A 17,783-nucleotide genomic window follows, 5' to 3' on the forward strand; every position below is an offset into this window, starting at 1 on the left:
GGATAGGCATGCTAGTTTTATATTTATAATAATACGGTTTTTCTGCCCGCTGCTTCTAAGCCAGATCGATGCGCTATAATTGTGTCCAACAATTCCTCAGACGCTACGGCACCTCTTGAAGTTGTAAAGCGGATATGAGGATGCGACTCATAAGAGCTTCTCAGCTCGCCATGCGAAGGCGAAATCGCATAATCCGCCGCTAGAAGCAAGCTTTCATCCAGCAGACTGTCGCCTGCTGCATATACGAAGGAGGAAGACAGCTTCTCTTTTACGTATTGGATTGCCGCTCCCTTGCTTACCTTCTCCGGTACCAAATATATTTTCCTGCCCTGCAGCGAGTAGCTCCAGCCTCTTGCCGCAAGATCTCCCTTAAGCAGCTCTAGTTGCTCCAGCGGCAGATTGTCTCTTTCAATGGCAATGGAATAGAACAGCTCATCACAAAGAGTCGAAGATCTTACCCAGTGAGGAGAGGCAATTTTTTCGAGCAGTCCGCCAATTTCAGAACTGTCTGCACAGTGCTGTCTTACAGCCTCGCGTACAATGCTATTCCATTCCGCATCGACTTCTCCGTTCTTCAATATCTGGCCGCCATTGCTTACAATGACATATTGCGGCTTGAACATATCTTTGATACCGAAGAGACGATTGTATTGGGCTGGAATTCGTGTTGTAACCGGAACAAAAGCAATCTCAGACGCTAATTGCTTCAGCTTCTCAATGGCAGGCTTCGTCATGTAGGAAATATGTCTTCCTTCATAAAGCTCGACGGGAACCATCTCTTCCAAAGTGATATCTCCTTTGGAATTATCTGAATAAATGAGGGTTTGATCCAAATCACTAGCAAAAATCATTCGCTCTCCCCCTTAAGCGCCTTGATGATCCCACAGCAGGAATAGGTCATATTCGGATATTCCTCAACGGGAACTCCGCGATCCTTTGCCAGCAGCAGAACATGCTTCAGAAGGGGATTGTCTAGACGATCCACAAGAATTTTCCACGGTACTCTGCGCAGCAGAACACGTGTCGTTTCGCCTACTCCAGGTTTAATGAAATTAACATCCGGGACGGAAAACTCCTCCTGTATCTTCTGAATCGCCTTCATCCCGCTCCAGGTAACGAGACTCGCATTCGGATCGCTGTTTAACGTCTCCGCTTTCGCATCAGAAGCAGCCTGCACCTCATCGTAATGAGAGCAAATGGTATCAATAAATGAGTTGGAGAGATCCGCGTCCGCCCACTCGCTGTAATATTTAGCTCCGTGAAAGTCATCTGGACCTATTAGGTCATCCCGCAAAACCGTTCTGCTCACCAAGCCAGAAATAGTAGAGTTCAGACATGCGCTCGGTATTAGGAAATCATCTCGCGTTCCATACATGCTGGCGCAATAGGCAGGATCAGCGAGTACAGCCAGCTCATCATGAATATTAAGACCATGCTTCTGCTTCATATGTTGGCAAGCTTCGATAAGTACCTCTCTGATTGCTCCTTTTCCAGTCCAGCCGTCCACGAATTGAATTCGTTTACCCTCATGCTCCTGATTGATATAAAGCATCGCGTTCTCATCGATACCTTTGCCGCGAATAATGGAGATGCTGTAGTGAGGAAGATCAATGTCATACGCATGCTTAATATAACGCTTGATCAGAATGCCAATCGGAGTTCCTGCTCTAGCCAATGAAGCTAGCACAACATCGAATCCATGCTTCTTCACCATCCATTCTGCTACGATTCCGACAGCCTCTGCGATTTTCAAAGATGATTCTGCGAGTGTATTATGAAACAGCTCGATGTACTCTTTAGTCGGTTGATATTCGATGGGCAAGCTTTCGGAATAATGCCCTCCTGATTGAATGGTAGCTTCGCGATCTTCCGTTTTTCCCTCTAGCGGAACATGACTCAGATCCTTGAGAAGGAAAATAACGTCCTCCTTCTTATAGCTGCCCATCGGTGCTGGAGGATGGATTCGTTTCTCACTGGTGTTAGCTTTCAATAGGGGTAACCTCCTTATGCTTACTGAAATATACAACATGAATACGCGGTATCGCTAACGTCATTAGCATCTCTCTTAGCTCCGCGAATTGTCCTTCCGACACCTCTCGTTCCATAAATAGAAACATCTCATCATAATGCCCCTGAGGGATGTTATACATAAAATTCATTACGCCCTCATGCTCCGGTGAAGCAAAGCGGTAGGCTGATTTCACCGCATAATGCGCGCTCGTATGGGGATGAATAGGACTGCGGGTACTGGATTGATACCATGTATTGGAGCCTAGCTCCGCCGCAACTCGCATCGGAACATACATAAACTCACCTGTCCCCATACATAGAACGTTATTGCCTTGCTTGTACGATCTTAAGAAAGCAGCAGCATTCTCAACTTCCCGATCTAACATTTGACTCTCTTCGGCCGTCATGCCAAAGCGTCCTGTATGCGCAAGATAGGATACCTCCTGTCCGGAGGATGGCAGCTTTGCGAACACATCTTCCAGATGCAGATAATCAATAACGGTATCGTACAATTCCCTCGTCTGCGAATCAATCGTATTACTGCTTTCAATTGGCGTCCCCGTAACCGTAATCTGGCCTGAAACCAAAGATAAGCAATCAATGGTTACACCCAACTGCTCTTCAATTTCACGAAAACGCTGAATGTCTGCCTTGGAACGCCAGTCAAGCAAGCTAGCTACTACATATTTTGTCTTGCCGTATTTCGCATGCAAGTCATGAATGATGTTCAACGCGGTTTTCCCCGTAGTTATCTCATCATCCACAAGTATGATCGTATCTGCTTGCTGGAAGATCGAAGGATCACTGGCATAGCAGCGATGAGCAGTAGCATGGGAATGCTCCTCCTCAAAATCGATACAGGAAGAAATATAATCAATACTCTCCCTTGTCGTATGAAGAAAAGAGACCTTTCCATCAAACATATCAAACATGCTGTGTCCCAGTGCAGTAGCTGTTTCTGCGAATCCGATAAATAACGTTTTCTCGTTAACCGTCATTTTATTTCTCTTCATGAGATCATAGATCGTATGAGCTTCCTCCGGTGATTCAAACGCATGCAGGAGCTGTTCGATTGAAACGGGGAGTGTTTCGCCTTTAAATTGCTGATAGAGCAGCCCAAGAGTTGCTCCTGATAGAAGAGTGACATGCGGTCTTACCGGAATATGCTTGCCAAGCACTTTGCTTACGAATAGAAAGCTGCGCTTTTTATTTATTCTTGCTGCCATCTGGAATAGCTGCTCCAGCGGGATATGGAAAGGGTTATTCGTAACCTCTATAGCGATCTCTAAATCTCCTAAAATATTAAACGAATGCAGATTCTCGTTCTTCTGCGAGTAAGCAAGTGAAGTTTTGGTTTTCATTCAGCACCCCATATATGTTAGATCGGATCATAATCCGTCTTGCCCATGTTAGATGGGGCTTAAATTCATTCATTTTATTAGAGTAATGGCTTTTCATTACGCCAAGATCGCCTTGACTGTTTTCCATAATGTGCAGAGCATCCAAGTACTCCTCATGTGTAACGACAAACATCGATTGCACAGGCTTAATATGAGTGGGATGAATAATGGTTTTGCCGATAATACCGTTCTCCTTATCCATCGCTACCTCACGAATAAGACCGTCCACATATCGATTTATATAATCCATGCGCAATATTCGTCCATGCTTGCCCATGCTTTCCTCAAAAGGAGTTTGCCTTAGCTGCGGCTTGAATACACGATCGCTCTTGAAATATTCCCATACCGGTCCAGAAATAACATAATGATTATCCATTCGACCGAAGATATTAACGATATCCGCAATGCAATCCCGTATGACGCCGATATCATAAATTGTATTTTCCGGACTTCTGCGCAATCCGAACAGGCTTGAGAAGTCTGTTGCTCCAATTCGCACATTTAGTATATATTCCTTATATTGCTTCAAAAGCTCGGAAATAGCCAGCAGCGTTTCTGTCCTTTTCTCCCGATAAATAATATCTGCTGTTTCCAAAATCGGCATACCGTAGAGGATGGCGTTTGTTGCCCCTCTGTTTTGATTATACCGATCCAGCAGTTTCAGATACTTCGTTCCTGTCTCCACATTGAATTTAGGAAATACAATACCTGTAACATATGCTATTTCATCTCCGAAGAAGTCTAGTAATCTCTCCAACTGACTAACAGATCGAACTCGAATGAAAATAAGAGGAATATGGTCAGCATTAAGCAATCCGACTGAAATATAACGGCTGATTTTCATGAGTGTTGCTCTAAGCATTTCTTCTGCATATTCCAGTTGATTATCGCCTACTGCATCTTCAAGGTCTATCACCATCGACACGAGTCCCTCGTGCTTTTGAGCTATCAAGTCCTCTGCTATATTGTCCTTGGTTGCCGGCATATAAAGTGCAGCACCAATCGCATGGGCAATGACATCCTTATCCGCATAATTATCAAAATGAGTCGGAAGGGAGTGAAAGTAAGACTGCTCTTCTTCATTGGTAAGATAGTTAAAATACCTCAAAGCTATCCCTCCTTAACGTTTTTATTTGTAACAGAAGTCTCAAATCAAGGGCTAAAAAATATCCCTCACTTTCCATGAGGGATATTTCGACTACCTAGTTATGTGTGCATCTTAAGCTGCTTCGGATGCTCTTTTTTTACGGATAGAACTGTAAATAAGGGTTCCTCCGAAGACTGCGATCAATAATCCGAAGAATACAGCATGAGGGACATGGAAGCCATAAGCGCCTGCAATCATCTTCGCTGCGATAAGGATGATGAGAATGAAAGCTGCTTTCTCAAGCTCAGGAAACTTATCGATCAGCGCCAAGAATACTTGCGCAACGCCACGCATCATGAGTACGCCGAGAATACCGCCCAAGAACAGCACCCACACTTCTTCACTTACGCCAAATGCCGCAAGAACACTGTCAATACTGAATGCAATATCCATTACTTCAACGGCTAAAACGGTACGCCAGAAGCCATAGCCTTTGTTTTGAACTCCTTCTTCATGCTCTTCCGTTGATTTCTTGCCAATGTAAGGAATGAGCGGTATGCCACCGACTCTAGCGAGCTTAAATTCGAGATGGAACAGATTGCTGAGCGCGATCCATAGGAGGTATAAACCGCCCGCCACTTTAATCCACGTAATTTTAACAAGGTAAACACCGACGCCGATTGCGATAAATCGGAATATATAAGCCCCGATAATCCCGTAGAACAAAGCTTTCTTTTGTTCTTTCTTTGGAAGATGCTTAACCATTACAGCTAAAACAAGCGCATTATCCGCCGAGAGCAATCCTTCTAGAATAACCAGCGTTAAAATGATCCCCCAAGTACTTGGACTAGATATCACTTGGGATAAGTTATCCCAGTGAAAAAACTCGCCAAAGTTGGCCATTATATTTTGAAAAAAATCAACCATTCAAGACACCCTCCGAATATTTCAATTATTTGCTGCCTTGCACCCATTTAAGACCCCAATTATAGGCCTCGTCGAGCTGTTTGTGTCCTGAGAAGTACTGAACAAGCCGCTTGATACTGAACGTTTGATCACCGACGTTGTCAATCATTGCAATCGCACACATACCCATACGGTTATTATGCTCGTCCATTCTAACTTCTATCTCTGGACCTCCTGATTGCTTAATCGTTACGACACCGTCTGCCTCTGCCCAGTTCGTAGCCCCTTCGTAGATATAAGCATATACGACAATTCTCTGAATCTCGGAAACCTTGCTTCCGTTGATTCTAAGATTTTCTCCCGTCGTAATAGAGCCCGTCCGATCGTCACCGTCGAGTGAAATGTATGGTGCTCTAGAAAAGTCTCCAAAGCTGTTCCCTAAAGCTTGAACAGAGCCTTTCATTCCGTTCTTAAGCTCAAATAAGCAGCCTACATCCAAATCCACGCCGCCGCTGGATCTGCCGAAAAAGCCTTTTGCTGCTTTCTTTTGATTCCAGTTCAAATTAATAACGATCTCACCAAGAGAGCCTGAACCCTTTTGCAGATTAATAACATCTCCGCGTTTGGTTAATGAAATTTTACTAAGATTGATTGAAGCTGGTTTCAAATCTAACGGTGCTGCTGGAGGCTGTGGTGGTGCAGCAGCTGGTGTTGGAGCAGGTTTTGGTGCCGGGGTTGGTACAGGTGCTGGAGGTGGAGTCGGCGCATCCGCCTTCACTTCAATTCCAAAACTATTGCATAGCGCTGCGAGTCCGCCAGAATAGCCTGAGCCAATGGCATTGAACTTCCATTCGCCGTTATATCTATATAAATCTCCTACGACAATAGCAGTCTCTACAGAGAAGTTTTTTCCAAGTTCATAACGCAAAATTTCGCGTCCTGTCCCTTCGTCAATAATCCGAATGTAGGCATCATTCACGCTTGAAAAGCTTTGTTTTCTCGCTTCTCCTTCATAGACAGTTAGTGTAAAGGAAACTCTTTCAATATCTTTGGGAATGTCATGAATCCGTATCTTAACCTGTTCTTGATCCGTCTTTCCTGCATAACTTCCTTTATTCGCGCCAGCTATTTCGATAGCTCCGCTAGTATCCTTCGGATTGCCATAAAAAATTAAATCTTGATCACCAGCCGTTTTTCCGTTCGCACGCAAAAGAAAAGCTGAGAAATCGACATCAATGCCTCCTCCACTTTGCCAGCCCATTCCAACAAGGAGGTTTTTAAAGGATGGATTGTTTTTTGTAATATCGGCTTTTTGACCTTTCATTAGTGCAAGCTCCATATGTAAACCGCCCTTCACCCGTAATAGGATAGGGTGACAGACTTGTTCATAAGATGCCACCCTATTATCATTTTAAACCGTAAGTCCGTAATTTCTGCAGAGTGCAGCTAGGCCGCCTGAGAAACCAGAACCGATCGCTTGAAACTTCCACTCTGCGCCATGACGATACAGCTCGCAAAATACGATAGCTGTTTCAATAGAAAACTCTTCGCCAAGATCGTAACGCAGAACCTCTCTGCCTGTCGCTTCGTCTACCAAACGGACGAAGGCATTGGATACTTGTCCAAAGTTTTGTTGTCTTGAATCTGAATCATGAATCGTAACGGTAATGCCAATACGATCGATATGGGCAGGAATCTTTTGAAAATCAATTTTGATTTGCTCATCATCGCCATCGCCTTCACCCGTACGATTGTCGCCTGTATGCTCAACCGCGCCGTTATAAGCAATAAGGGCATTGTAAAATACAAAATCCTTCTCATCCTTGGCTTTGCCATCCTGATGCAATAGAAAAGCACTCGCATCAAGGTCAATTTCTCCGCCGCCTGTATACTTATTGGTATCCCAGCCAAGGCCGAGAACCACTTTCGTTAGTCCTGGATTGGTCTTAGTCAGATCGATACGTTGTCCTTTGGAAAGATTAATGGACATGCTTGTATTCCTCCTTTGAAATAGAACTCAATTAGGTTTGAACGCCAAAGTCATTGCATAGGCCAGTTAAGCCGTTTTGATACCCGCTGCCAACCGCACTAAATTTCCAGTCCGTTTGATGACGATAAAGCTCGCCTACAACAACCGCTGTTTCTACCGAGAAATCCTCACCCAAATCATAACGAATTAATTCCGCGCCAGTCTCCTCGTTTACAACACGCACATACGCATTTGCAACTTGACCAAAGTTTTGGTTTCTTTGCACAGCATCATGAATCGTAATGCAAAAGGCTACCTTCAGCGTATCAGCAGGAACATTCGCCAAATTAATTTTGATGCTCTCGTCATCCCCAGCACCTTCACCGCTCCGATTATCGCCTGAGGAAACAATGGAACCATTGGAGTTGGATTTGTTATTGTAGAAAATAAATTCTTTTTCGCTGTTCACCTTGCCGGAAGCATTCAAACAAAATGCCGTTGCATCAAGGTCAAATTCATTACCGCCATCGTATTTATTTACGTCCCAGCCTAGTCCTACTGTGATCTTGGCTAGGCCCGGATTTGATTTAGTTAAATCAACCTTCTGACCTTTAGATAAATTAACCGCCATTAGAATGCCCCCTAAGCCGTATAGGCTATTCAAGAAAAGGGCCGCCGTGGCGACCCTTCATTATACTGAATTCAAATGATTACGAAGTTGCTAGACCGTAATCACGAGCTAGACCGGAAAGACCGTCTTGGAAGCCGCTTCCGATTGCGCTGAATTTCCATTCGCCGGAATGACGGTAAAGCTCGCCAACCACTACAGCAGTCTCAACAGAGAAATCTTCACCTAGATCATAACGGATCAATTCCGCGCCGCTTTGCTCATCGACGATACGAACGAAAGCATTGGATACTTGTCCAAAGTTTTGGCTGCGTTCTTTGCCATCATGGATAGTAATGCAAAATGCGATTTTTTCTGTTTCAGCAGGAACAGCGGATAGATCAACTTTTACTTGCTCATCATCGCCATCGCCCTCGCCTGTACGGTTATCGCCAGTATGCTCAATGGAGCCATTTGAGTTTTTAGTATTGTTGTAGAAAATGAAATCCGCTTCGGAGCCAGCTTTGCCTTGACCGTTCAAGCAGAATACTGATGCATCAAGGTCGAAGTCTTTGCCGCCGTCGTATTTATTCGTATCCCAGCCAAGACCTACAGTAATTTTTGTAAGACCGGGATTTGTTTTCGTAAGATCGATTTTTTGACCTTTGGATAAGCTGATAGCCATTGTTAAATGCCCTCTTTCTTATTTAAATTATTGGTATTGACGAGCAAGAATGTCGACATGAGGAGCGTGAGTGCCCTCACCAATTGCATTAAACTTCCATTCACCATTGTTACGGTAAAGTTCACCGACAACCAATGCTGTTTTACCAGCGAAGTTATCCGTCAAGTTGAAACGAATAAGCTCACTATTATTAGCTGGATTCACAATACGGATATAAGCCGATTTGATCATACCGAAATCTTGTTTTCTAGATTCACATTCATAAATGTTTACTACGCAAAGGATTTTGTGAATGCCTGCTGGTACACGATCAAGTTGAACGATAATTTGCTCATCGTCGCCTTCGCCTTCACCCGTAATATTATCACCGGTATGAACAACAGATTGACAACCGCTCTGCTTGTTATAGAAGCAAACCAAATTTTTCTCGCCGCTTAGCTTTCCATTAGCATCCAATAGTAAAGCAGATGCATCACAGTCTACATTAGCTGCTTTTTTAAGGCCGAAGAAACCGCCTTTAGCTTCAAGAGGATCCCAACCTAAACCAACAATGACTTTAGTTAGACCTGCATTTCCTTTTGTTAAATCAATCTTTTGACCTTTAACGAGAGAGATAGCCATCGTTTTGCACCCCCTTTCCATGAGGCTTACTTCCTAAAGAAGCAATCTCATGTATGATTTCATACAATCTACCCATCAATACGCCTAAATGAAGTCCAAGTTCCAAAAAATTTTATTCAGTACATTATTCTACACAATAAGAGTAGTTCCTCTTACTGCTATGCGTTAAAATCGAAATTAATCATATTTTATATGATTATAGAAAAGTTTAACGTATAAGCTGTTTGCTGCGCGCTTCATTTATCCATGAAGGAAATTCTTGCAGTAATTTGTCGTACAATTCTTCGTCACTCGTTTTCGCTAAATTATTGATTGCGAAGAAGTTTGCATTGTCTATAAAGCGGCCTTTCAAATCATCGAGTTTCCTTAGGAAAGAGAAAGTCTCATTTCCTACTCCAACAAATTGAAAGAATATACCCAATTCGGATGCCTTTTGAATCACAGCCTCTGTATCGCCAGAATCAGAGCAGTTGCCATCCGTTACAAATAAAATATAAACGGGCTCTTGTTTCTTGTATTTTGCAGCATCTAGATGGAGTTCCTTCTTCCCGCCAATACCAAAAAAACCGCCGCCTGTTTTCTTCTCGATGAGTGCACCTGGAAAATAAAAATCTACTATTCTTCGAATGACACCCGCATATTGCGTGCCCGGCTCCAGCTTATATTTACTAGTAACCTCACGCTCAACAAACTCAAAAAAATTACGGCTTTGAATTTCGCCTACAGCATAATCCTTTATTCCGAATAGAAAGACGTCTGCTGCTCCGTTATCATCAAAATTCATAGCCAGTCCCAGCGTTCGCTCGCAGGTGTTTTGAACCATTCCGCTGCGGTAAAGCTGTCCCATAGAGCCAGAAATATCTAGTGCCAATCCAACTCTTGCAGTTACATCGGATAATCCTTTTTTCGTTAAAGAAATCGTCGCTTTCTTCGATAAATCAATTAGCTTTTCCTCTGCTTTTTTCTTCAAATCAATACTCACGCCAGCATTTCCTCCTTCAAAATGATTCTCAATCTTAATTTTATATCATACGTTGTCATAATTACAAATTACTACAAATATAGAAAGATAAAACGAAAGATTCTCACGTTACTGACAGCATGAAATGAATCATGTGACAATTTCATGTAGGATGAAAAAAAAGGTGGAAAAATCAAATAATTAGCGAGATAATTAAGAGAAGCAAATATTTCCTAAACGAGGTGATCTTATGGATTTCATAAGAAAAAATAAAACCGGTCTGATCTTCGGTGCCCTGCTGCTATTTAACGCTATTTTTCTATTGTCGATGCTTCTCTCTAAAGAATAAAAAAATAGATTCATTTCGATACTTTTGTTTAACTACGCCAATTTTTCTACTCTCCTCTCTTATTCGGCTTCAATCGTCCATGTCTCTCCACCGTCATTTGTCTTGTATTCAACCTTATCTCGCCGCTCGCCTCCTGTAAATTCAATAGGGAGAATGCCCATTTGCTTATTTGCAGCATCAAAGCTAGGCGGATATACGTTTCCATAATCGTATTGTCTCGGTAAATCTATTTCCTGTATATTCCAAGTTAATCCAGCATCATCTGTACGATACAAAGGGAGTGCAGGACCCCCATGATAGGTTCCTGTAATCCAACCTACTTTATCATCACGGAAAGAAATACCCGTAATATAGCTGCCGCTGATTACTCGGCTTAGATCCCCTTTGAAAGTCCAAGTCTTTCCGTTATCGATTGATTGATAAACCGATTTCGCCATTAATCCCATAGCAGCATCTGAAGTAAGCAGAAGCCAGCTCGGGATAGCCTCTTGCTTCGAATGCAAAGATACGAATAGCGTTTCCTTATTGATCTCCTTTTCCCATGATTCTTTAGCAGGCAGTGTTGACTGTTCCCAAGTTTGGCCCTTATCAGAGCTATGCCAAATGATTACCTCATTTTCAGCATCTTTTTTCTGAAGGTAAAAATACCATTTATCCGACTCGCCGATGGAATACGATTGAATCAGTTGAGCGCTCGGATCGACATCAGGCGGAGCTGTTATCTCAGGCACAGTTGCATCACTGGGAGTTGAGAACGGATGCGTTTCTGACTGAGCTGAGGATGGAGGTTCTGAGCCCTGCTTAGCCACTGTATTGCAGCCTGTTGTGATTAGTATTAAACAGATAATGAAAACGACTGCCCTTGTCATGAAAATCCCCCAACTCCTTTGAATGATTAAGCATGACCATAAAGGCAGCTTAATAAATGATGCTCTTGTCATAACAACCATTACGCCGCTGTTATATCAAACCGTCCTCCGTGAACTTGTCACGAAGCATAATAGCCAAATCGTCATCCTTAGGTGGATTTCGATGCGTATTTTCCAAATAAATATGCTTCTCGGTCTCTGGCATAATAAATTCCTTATACCAAAGAAACATGTCCGGACTATCCCCATGCATGCGTAAATAACGACGAAGAGTGTCGGTGTGCTGTATCGTATTGTCAATGTTGGTTAGCCAATCAGCTCGGTAGAACTGCGCCCATTTGCCATGCTCCGACTGCTTCAACGCTGATTGCCCGCTTCCATAGCTCCACATGGATTGAGACGCTCTAACGAAGGCAATCGCATACTCGCCTCGCTCATATGCCGCATACGCTTTACATAATGCTGCAAAGCCTTCACAGCCGCTAAGATGCAGCTCGATATGCAGAAGCAGATGGTCTTGCAGCCGCTGCGCTTCAGCGACCGGCATTTTCTTCATAAGTGATAGACAAGCTTCCCTCAGCTTTCTCCACCCTGGTATAGCTGCCTCCGTTTTCTCAGCGAACCAAACCACTTGCTGCTCGAATGGGATATGGCCTGTCGCCCAAATCAGACGTTCATCAGTGGTATGATTTTTGCCTTGCAGCCAATGGCCGATTATTTTACGAGCAGGATGGTGATAAAACTCATCGCCTGCTCTATCATCATCATTTGGTCCATAGGCAATTGTGGCTTCGAAATATTGATTAAATAAATCAAGAATGACATCATGCTCCGACTGGAACAGCCTAGCTATGAAACGCTTAAGATGCTCCTGTGTATTAGCCATGCCGTTATTCCAAAACTGTGCAACGAGGTCCAGCGTATAAATATGAGGTCGAATGTTACCGCAGTTAACAAGCACATACTCCGACGCGCCTGCGTTAAATGATGCCTCGAGCTGATTCGCAATCAGATCGGGCGGAGCTGAGAACATGGCGAGATGATTGGACGCTTGCAGATCATGAAACGTGACATGGTAGTAGATACCATGTTTCCCGCTGTCACTAGCAACCGGCAATGCAGGAATACGAAGGTTCAGACTCCCATGTCTGCGCGATACCATCTGTCCGTAGCCATTATCTGCCCATACTTTAATAATTCCATCCGGCACATCGATATGTCCGGCTTTGTACAGCTCTGCAATTTCACCATACATCGCCATGCAGCACACCGGTTCAGTGACAGCCTAGCGGACCATATCATATTGCCTGCATACTACAAAAGAAATCATTGCTCCGCGCTTCTCTGGCGTATCAAATGAAGGATCGTTTTCCCAAAACGGCTTATCTCCCTGTCCACGGAATGATAATACCCATACGATCCGATCATCCTTCTGCTTCTCAATGGCCTCCCGCCATAGCGTCTCGAATAACTCAGGATGATCCTTGTAGCTGGCTTGTCTGCCTGGATAGGCTCGTAGAAACATTTCTGCGCCAAGCGGCTCCGCATGGTGATGCGTCACCCACAGTCCCATTTCGGCAGCAAGCTTCGTATGAATACCCGACTTGGGCAAATCTGTACCCGGTATTACCATATTGCCGCCGCAGCGCAGCAGTGCCTCGAATACCGGAAGCCATACCTCTTGAGTGGGCGGATATTCGTCTTTCCACCCGAGCAAGCATACCTCGTCATTAACAAACCAGCCGCGATAGCGCACCTTAGGCTGCACAGAATCATAATCTTCAGCAGCTATTTGAATGCTGTCTCTTCTTGCCGGAGGCAAATCTCCCCAGAATGAAAAGGGATCAATACCAAGTACATTCTTACTATAATGGAGTAATCCATATATCAGTCCGAGTTCATCATTTGCGATAATATGCAGCTGAGGCTCATCGCTCTTGTCCTTATGCTGGAACCGAAATGCAAATGCTTCTGGCCAATTTGGACACCGATCCCAAGGCTCCGCATATCGGACGACGATGTCTGCACCGTCATTTTGACTATATTGCCATACAGGATTTTGCCCAAAAACAGCTAGTTGATCGGCCTCTATCATTCGAATAGCATGACCAATCGCTGTTGTCTGCTCCATAAGAATAGCTATTGTGGTATCCTTCGTTAACGACTTCTCTCTTATGCCCGCATTCATAGACGCTCTCTCCTTTAACCATGCACCTTATTAAAATATAGCTATATACTATCACCTTGTATGGTAGTATGGTAGATTATTCGTATGCACCGTTAGCAGGAGGCAAGCTCTTGTATTCATCCTTCGCTCTCACAATCTCGATGATTTCTTTGGCTAATTCCGTCATGGCTAAGCCGTCCTTACTGTTCTCGCAGTTTTCCCACGTATAATCTAGTGTTTTGCCGTTTATTTGGATCTTTAAAGTATAGGGACCCGATGGTATCTGTCTGCAACCGTTAGTGAAATGCTTTTCAGACAAAAAATTAGCCAGTACCATCTTTTTATATATAAGAGCACGCTCTTCTTTCGTTAATTCAAAATCTTTCACTTCGGCTAAACCATCTATAACCAGATCCTTCACAAGCTTTTTCTCCATTGTGTTGATTTCATTTTTTTGGCCTACGCCATATTTCAATGAGAATTCAAACTTGTCTTGCTCCTCAACATCATAAGAGAAATGGAGCAGTAGAAATTCCTGTTGATCACTTCCGCAGCCAACTGCCTTATAGGTTAGCTCCTTATCCGTTTCCTCCCTCTGCAGTTCTTTGCACGAATAAGTATCCACTCTCGGTGAGCCAAAACTATCCTTTGTATTGTCGTAGCGCAGCTTGATTCCGCCTTCGCTCTTATACATTAGATCAAAATATATGGGATCCCCTTCATCCGTATAGTGTATGATCCGCTGCACGCCTTCTCCCTTTTTCATAAAAGCATCTAATTTCGTCCTATCTGAAGCCCCGCTCAATTTAACTACTACATCTTCCTCTTCGTTAATGGTGTAATCGTAAGGACTCCCATCGAGGCTCTTTTTGCTTTGGAAAATGGTTTGGCAGCCCATCAATATCAAGAAGCATGCGGTTATCATAATCGCCTTTTTTACGCTCACCATTCATTTCCTCCTGCCTACATTTATTCCATAAATATGTAGACGATGTTAGACCAGCAATTGTTACGTCTTATCCTAATTCAATCCTTCTTCGCAAAAAAAAGGCGGAGGAGCAGGTTTAGTACCCGCTCCTCCGCTATAAACCGCTGTCTCCTGAAAATGTAGAGGTTACTCTGCCTCTGCTAAACGATTGATTTGAGCGCGAATATTCCGTATTTCCTCCATGAGCAGCTCCTGCTCAGCAGCGGTTTCAGGTTGAACACTGCTCATTAATTGTGTCAGTCTAAGACCCAGCATCTCCTTCTCGTTCTGACTGCCCTGCTGCTCCAATGAAAGGGTAAGACTGCGATCTTTCGAGACATACTCCTCATAGGTGCCCGGAAACAATCTGGGCTGGCTTTTCCCATCCATAATGAGTAGGCGATTCGCTGTTTGACGGATTAAATAACGATCATGTGTAACCAGCAAAACAGCCCCAGGATAATGCTGCAACGCCTCCTCCACCTGCTCGCGAGTGCTGACGTCCAGATAGTTGGTCGGCTCATCAAGCACTAATAAATTCGCTTTTCCAAAAAAGAGCTTCAGAAAAGCGACTCTGCATCTCTCTCCCATGCTCAGATCCCCAATACGCTTGAAAACATCCTCTCTCGAAAATAGGAAGCAGCCCAGAATCGTTCGCGCGAGAGTCTGTGTCATACCAGGCAGCATGAGCAAGCTGTCCAGGATCGTGCTCTTATCCTCCAAACCTTGAAGCTCCTGCTCAAAATAACCAATTCGTGTTTGCGGATGAACCTTAACCTCGCCGAAGAGCGGTGTTAAGCTTCCTGTTGCCAGCTTAAGCAGCGTCGATTTACCCGCTCCATTCGGACCAACTACAGCCAATCGATCGCCTCTGCGAATGGTTAGATCCAAACCTTCGAATAGCAGTTCATGACCACCATAGCCAAAGCTTGCATCACTTATCCTTAGCAGCGTTGCAGCAGCGAAGCCTTCCGTCTCGAACGTCATCCGAAGCTTCGTCTCTTCCCTAGGTTTCTGAACACCATTGTGTTCGAGTCGCTCCAGCGCCGATTCCTTTGCATGCAAGCGAGATACATTCTTCTTAGACTTAGACCTAAGAAAATCATTTTGACCGGCAGCCTTATGTGCTTGCTGGAACCATTCCGCGTACATCCGAATGCTCTCCAGCAGCTTCTCTCGCTCAAGCTCCTTTTTCTTGTACAATGCTTCCTGTGTACGAAGCTCCAGCTCCTTCTGCTGCCGATACGCTGTATAACCTCCCAGATAACGTCTGCTTCCTCCCGGATTCAGCTCCAAAACCGAGGTAGCTGTATGATCGATAAATGTCCGATCATGTGACACATAAATAACGGTACCCGAGTAGCTGCCGACCCATTTCTCGAGCCAATCCAGTGCAGCGGAGTCCAAATGATTCGTTGGCTCGTCAAGCAAAATAAGCTTCGGCTCTCTTACCATCAGCGCCGCTAATTGCGCTTTCGTCTTCTGACCTCCGCTTAGCTGTCCGAATGGTATACGCCATAGCTCAGGATCAAAACCTAACTGTCGCAGACAGCTCTCTACTTTTGACTCCCAGCCATATCCGTCCAGCAGCATATATTTATCGTAAAGCTCGCTATAATGTTCAAGAAGCTCTTCCTCTGACTCCTTGCTATAATCAGGAGCTTGCATCTGATGGGTTAACGCTTGAATGGCGCCCTTTATTTTATACAACTCAGCTGTGCCGGAACTAACGAATTCGATAAGCGTTAAATCAGAAGCCGTTCCCGCCTGTTGATCAAGCCAGCCCCATTCCTCAATAGGCAGCAGTCGCTGCACTTCTCCGCCGTCGAGCGACAGTCTGCCGGTTAATACTTGCAGCAGCGTTGTTTTGCCTACGCCATTACGTCCGAACAAAGCAAGCCGCTCGCCCTCCCTCACCTCGAAGGACACTTCCTCGAAAAGCTTTACGCCATCCCAATCTTTATAGGCTTTCTTCACTTTTAGTAAGATCACAAAACATTCCCCATCTCATTTTGCATAATAAAAAACCGTGGCCAGCGGCACACGGTCGAATACGCAAGGGGATGATCAGGTTCACGAAATGAAGGGACATGTCACGCCGCTATTTAATAAAATGGCGGGCGAACATCTCCTAATTATCGTTGCTGAATAACTATCCATAGGTCCCCAAAACGACACACGTATCCCTGACCGGTTCTCACACTTCTTGAGAACGCCGCTTGTACTTAGACAAGTTGTATACAGGAAACATGTTTCTACTTCATCGCTGGGGGGTCCTCCATCAGTCATCAGTTTTAATATTCCTTTATTATACAGGAACGCCAAAAGCATTTACAAGTAAAACTCATTGCTGACGGTAACTTATGAAGAGGAATCAACCTCCCATTCCACTTTAAATCCACCGTTTAAATGATCGCCAGTGAGCTTAATTCTGTATATTCCCGTCTTTACTGCCGTAAAGCTGTATTTATCACTTTCGGGGCTATCTCTATTATTTAATCCTACATATTTACCTTTATGATTCACAACGGACATGCCATAACCGCCCTCGTTTTGTTTGTTCCAGTTGAGCTTGAATGTCAAAGTTTCACCTTGCTCTAAACGAATCGGTATGTCATGTTCACCATGAAATTCTTTAAAGCTTGCTTCATAGGTCTGATCCGTGCGGATTTCTGACCATTGTTTTTTCACACTAAAATCTATCGTCGCCAGCAAAACTAAAAAAATGAGCATGAGTATCGCTATGACTGTTGAATAGGGTCTCTTCCCCCGCACGAAATAGGACGTCGCGTAAAAACAGAAGGCACATAGCGTTCCAATGCTCCCAGCGATAAATGTAAATACCAGAGCTCCCTTGAACAATACGATAAAAGGAGCAAAGCCCCCCAATATATACAAAAACAAGCTGGCTGCTATTCGATAATTGAGCTTTAATTTGAACAAGACAAAATCAACAAGCATAGAAAAAAGTATAGCGTAGACGTAAAGGAACCAAAAATAAACGTTCCCTACGATTTCAGACCAGTCGTAGAGATTAATACCTGAAGTCACGAAAATAAATAAAAGAGATACAAATCCCGAACCAACAAGCTTTGCCGATAAATAGTCGAGTGCATGAAGCCAGCGTGTTTTACTTTGCATAGCCCTTACTCCCTCTCTGTAATAAGGAATGATTTGCAAATTAT

The 17,783-nt window shown here is 44.0% G+C and carries 15 protein-coding genes and 1 pseudogene; all 16 read right to left on the reverse strand.

What is annotated here, in order from left to right:
• Window positions 1-23: 23 nt before the first annotated feature.
• The 16 genes and pseudogenes from AC0YOD_RS21355 to AC0YOD_RS21430 all read right to left on the reverse strand — a co-directional run bounded on the left by AC0YOD_RS21355 (window position 24) and on the right by AC0YOD_RS21430 (window position 17,739).
• Entirely contained in the window at window positions 24-851 is an 828-nt protein-coding gene (locus tag AC0YOD_RS21355; RefSeq protein WP_475801361.1) for an HAD family hydrolase, read from the reverse strand.
• Window positions 848-1,945 (reverse strand): cysteine protease StiP family protein, encoded by a 1,098-nt coding sequence (locus tag AC0YOD_RS21360; protein WP_475801523.1) that lies wholly within the window; start codon window positions 1,943-1,945, stop codon window positions 848-850. The genes AC0YOD_RS21355 and AC0YOD_RS21360 overlap by 4 nt, the downstream gene beginning before the upstream one ends.
• A 34-nt stretch (window positions 1,946-1,979) precedes the next feature.
• Window positions 1,980-3,371 carry a phosphoribosyltransferase family protein gene (locus AC0YOD_RS21365; RefSeq protein WP_475801362.1) on the reverse strand — a complete coding sequence of 464 codons (1,392 nt, stop codon included), beginning with the start codon at window positions 3,369-3,371 and terminating at the stop codon, window positions 1,980-1,982.
• Window positions 3,313-4,518: an HpcH/HpaI aldolase/citrate lyase family protein gene (locus tag AC0YOD_RS21370; RefSeq protein ID WP_475801363.1), complete on the reverse strand. Its 1,206-nt coding sequence runs from the start codon at window positions 4,516-4,518 to the stop codon at window positions 3,313-3,315. The genes AC0YOD_RS21365 and AC0YOD_RS21370 overlap by 59 nt, the downstream gene beginning before the upstream one ends.
• Before the next feature lie 111 nt (window positions 4,519-4,629).
• Window positions 4,630-5,424: a TerC family protein gene (locus AC0YOD_RS21375; protein ID WP_475801364.1), complete on the reverse strand. Its 795-nt coding sequence runs from the start codon at window positions 5,422-5,424 to the stop codon at window positions 4,630-4,632.
• 25 nt (window positions 5,425-5,449) lie between these two features.
• A complete protein-coding gene (locus tag AC0YOD_RS21380) occupies window positions 5,450-6,742 on the reverse strand; it encodes a TerD family protein (protein ID WP_475801365.1) in 1,293 nt (430 codons plus the stop codon).
• Window positions 6,743-6,814: 72 nt separating this feature from the next.
• Window positions 6,815-7,393, reverse strand: coding sequence for a TerD family protein (locus AC0YOD_RS21385; protein WP_475801366.1), 579 nt, complete (start codon window positions 7,391-7,393; stop codon window positions 6,815-6,817).
• 31 nt (window positions 7,394-7,424) lie between these two features.
• Window positions 7,425-8,003 (reverse strand): TerD family protein, encoded by a 579-nt coding sequence (locus AC0YOD_RS21390; RefSeq protein ID WP_475801367.1) that lies wholly within the window; start codon window positions 8,001-8,003, stop codon window positions 7,425-7,427.
• Between the two features lie 79 nt (window positions 8,004-8,082).
• A complete protein-coding gene (locus tag AC0YOD_RS21395) occupies window positions 8,083-8,664 on the reverse strand; it encodes a TerD family protein (protein ID WP_475801368.1) in 582 nt (193 codons plus the stop codon).
• Between the two features lie 27 nt (window positions 8,665-8,691).
• The gene (locus tag AC0YOD_RS21400; protein WP_475801369.1) at window positions 8,692-9,285 is read right to left on the reverse strand and encodes a TerD family protein; all 594 of its coding nucleotides are present in this window, start codon (window positions 9,283-9,285) and stop codon (window positions 8,692-8,694) included.
• A 208-nt stretch (window positions 9,286-9,493) separates the two neighbouring features.
• Window positions 9,494-10,267: a VWA domain-containing protein gene (locus AC0YOD_RS21405; RefSeq protein ID WP_475801370.1), complete on the reverse strand. Its 774-nt coding sequence runs from the start codon at window positions 10,265-10,267 to the stop codon at window positions 9,494-9,496.
• A gap of 387 nt (window positions 10,268-10,654) precedes the next feature.
• Window positions 10,655-11,464: a WD40/YVTN/BNR-like repeat-containing protein gene (locus tag AC0YOD_RS21410; protein WP_475801371.1), complete on the reverse strand. Its 810-nt coding sequence runs from the start codon at window positions 11,462-11,464 to the stop codon at window positions 10,655-10,657.
• Window positions 11,465-11,555: 91 nt separating this feature from the next.
• Window positions 11,556-13,652, reverse strand: a pseudogene (locus AC0YOD_RS21415) (glycosyl hydrolase 115 family protein).
• 76 nt (window positions 13,653-13,728) lie between these two features.
• The gene (locus AC0YOD_RS21420; RefSeq protein ID WP_475801372.1) at window positions 13,729-14,580 is read right to left on the reverse strand and encodes a DUF4362 domain-containing protein; all 852 of its coding nucleotides are present in this window, start codon (window positions 14,578-14,580) and stop codon (window positions 13,729-13,731) included.
• A gap of 165 nt (window positions 14,581-14,745) precedes the next feature.
• Window positions 14,746-16,590, reverse strand: a complete 1,845-nt coding sequence (gene abc-f, locus AC0YOD_RS21425; protein ID WP_475801373.1) for a ribosomal protection-like ABC-F family protein — start codon at window positions 16,588-16,590, stop codon at window positions 14,746-14,748.
• A gap of 369 nt (window positions 16,591-16,959) precedes the next feature.
• The gene (locus AC0YOD_RS21430; protein ID WP_475801374.1) at window positions 16,960-17,739 is read right to left on the reverse strand and encodes a hypothetical protein; all 780 of its coding nucleotides are present in this window, start codon (window positions 17,737-17,739) and stop codon (window positions 16,960-16,962) included.
• Between the last annotated feature and the right edge of the window lie 44 nt (window positions 17,740-17,783).

Source organism: Paenibacillus sp. J31P13 (assembly GCF_056269295.1).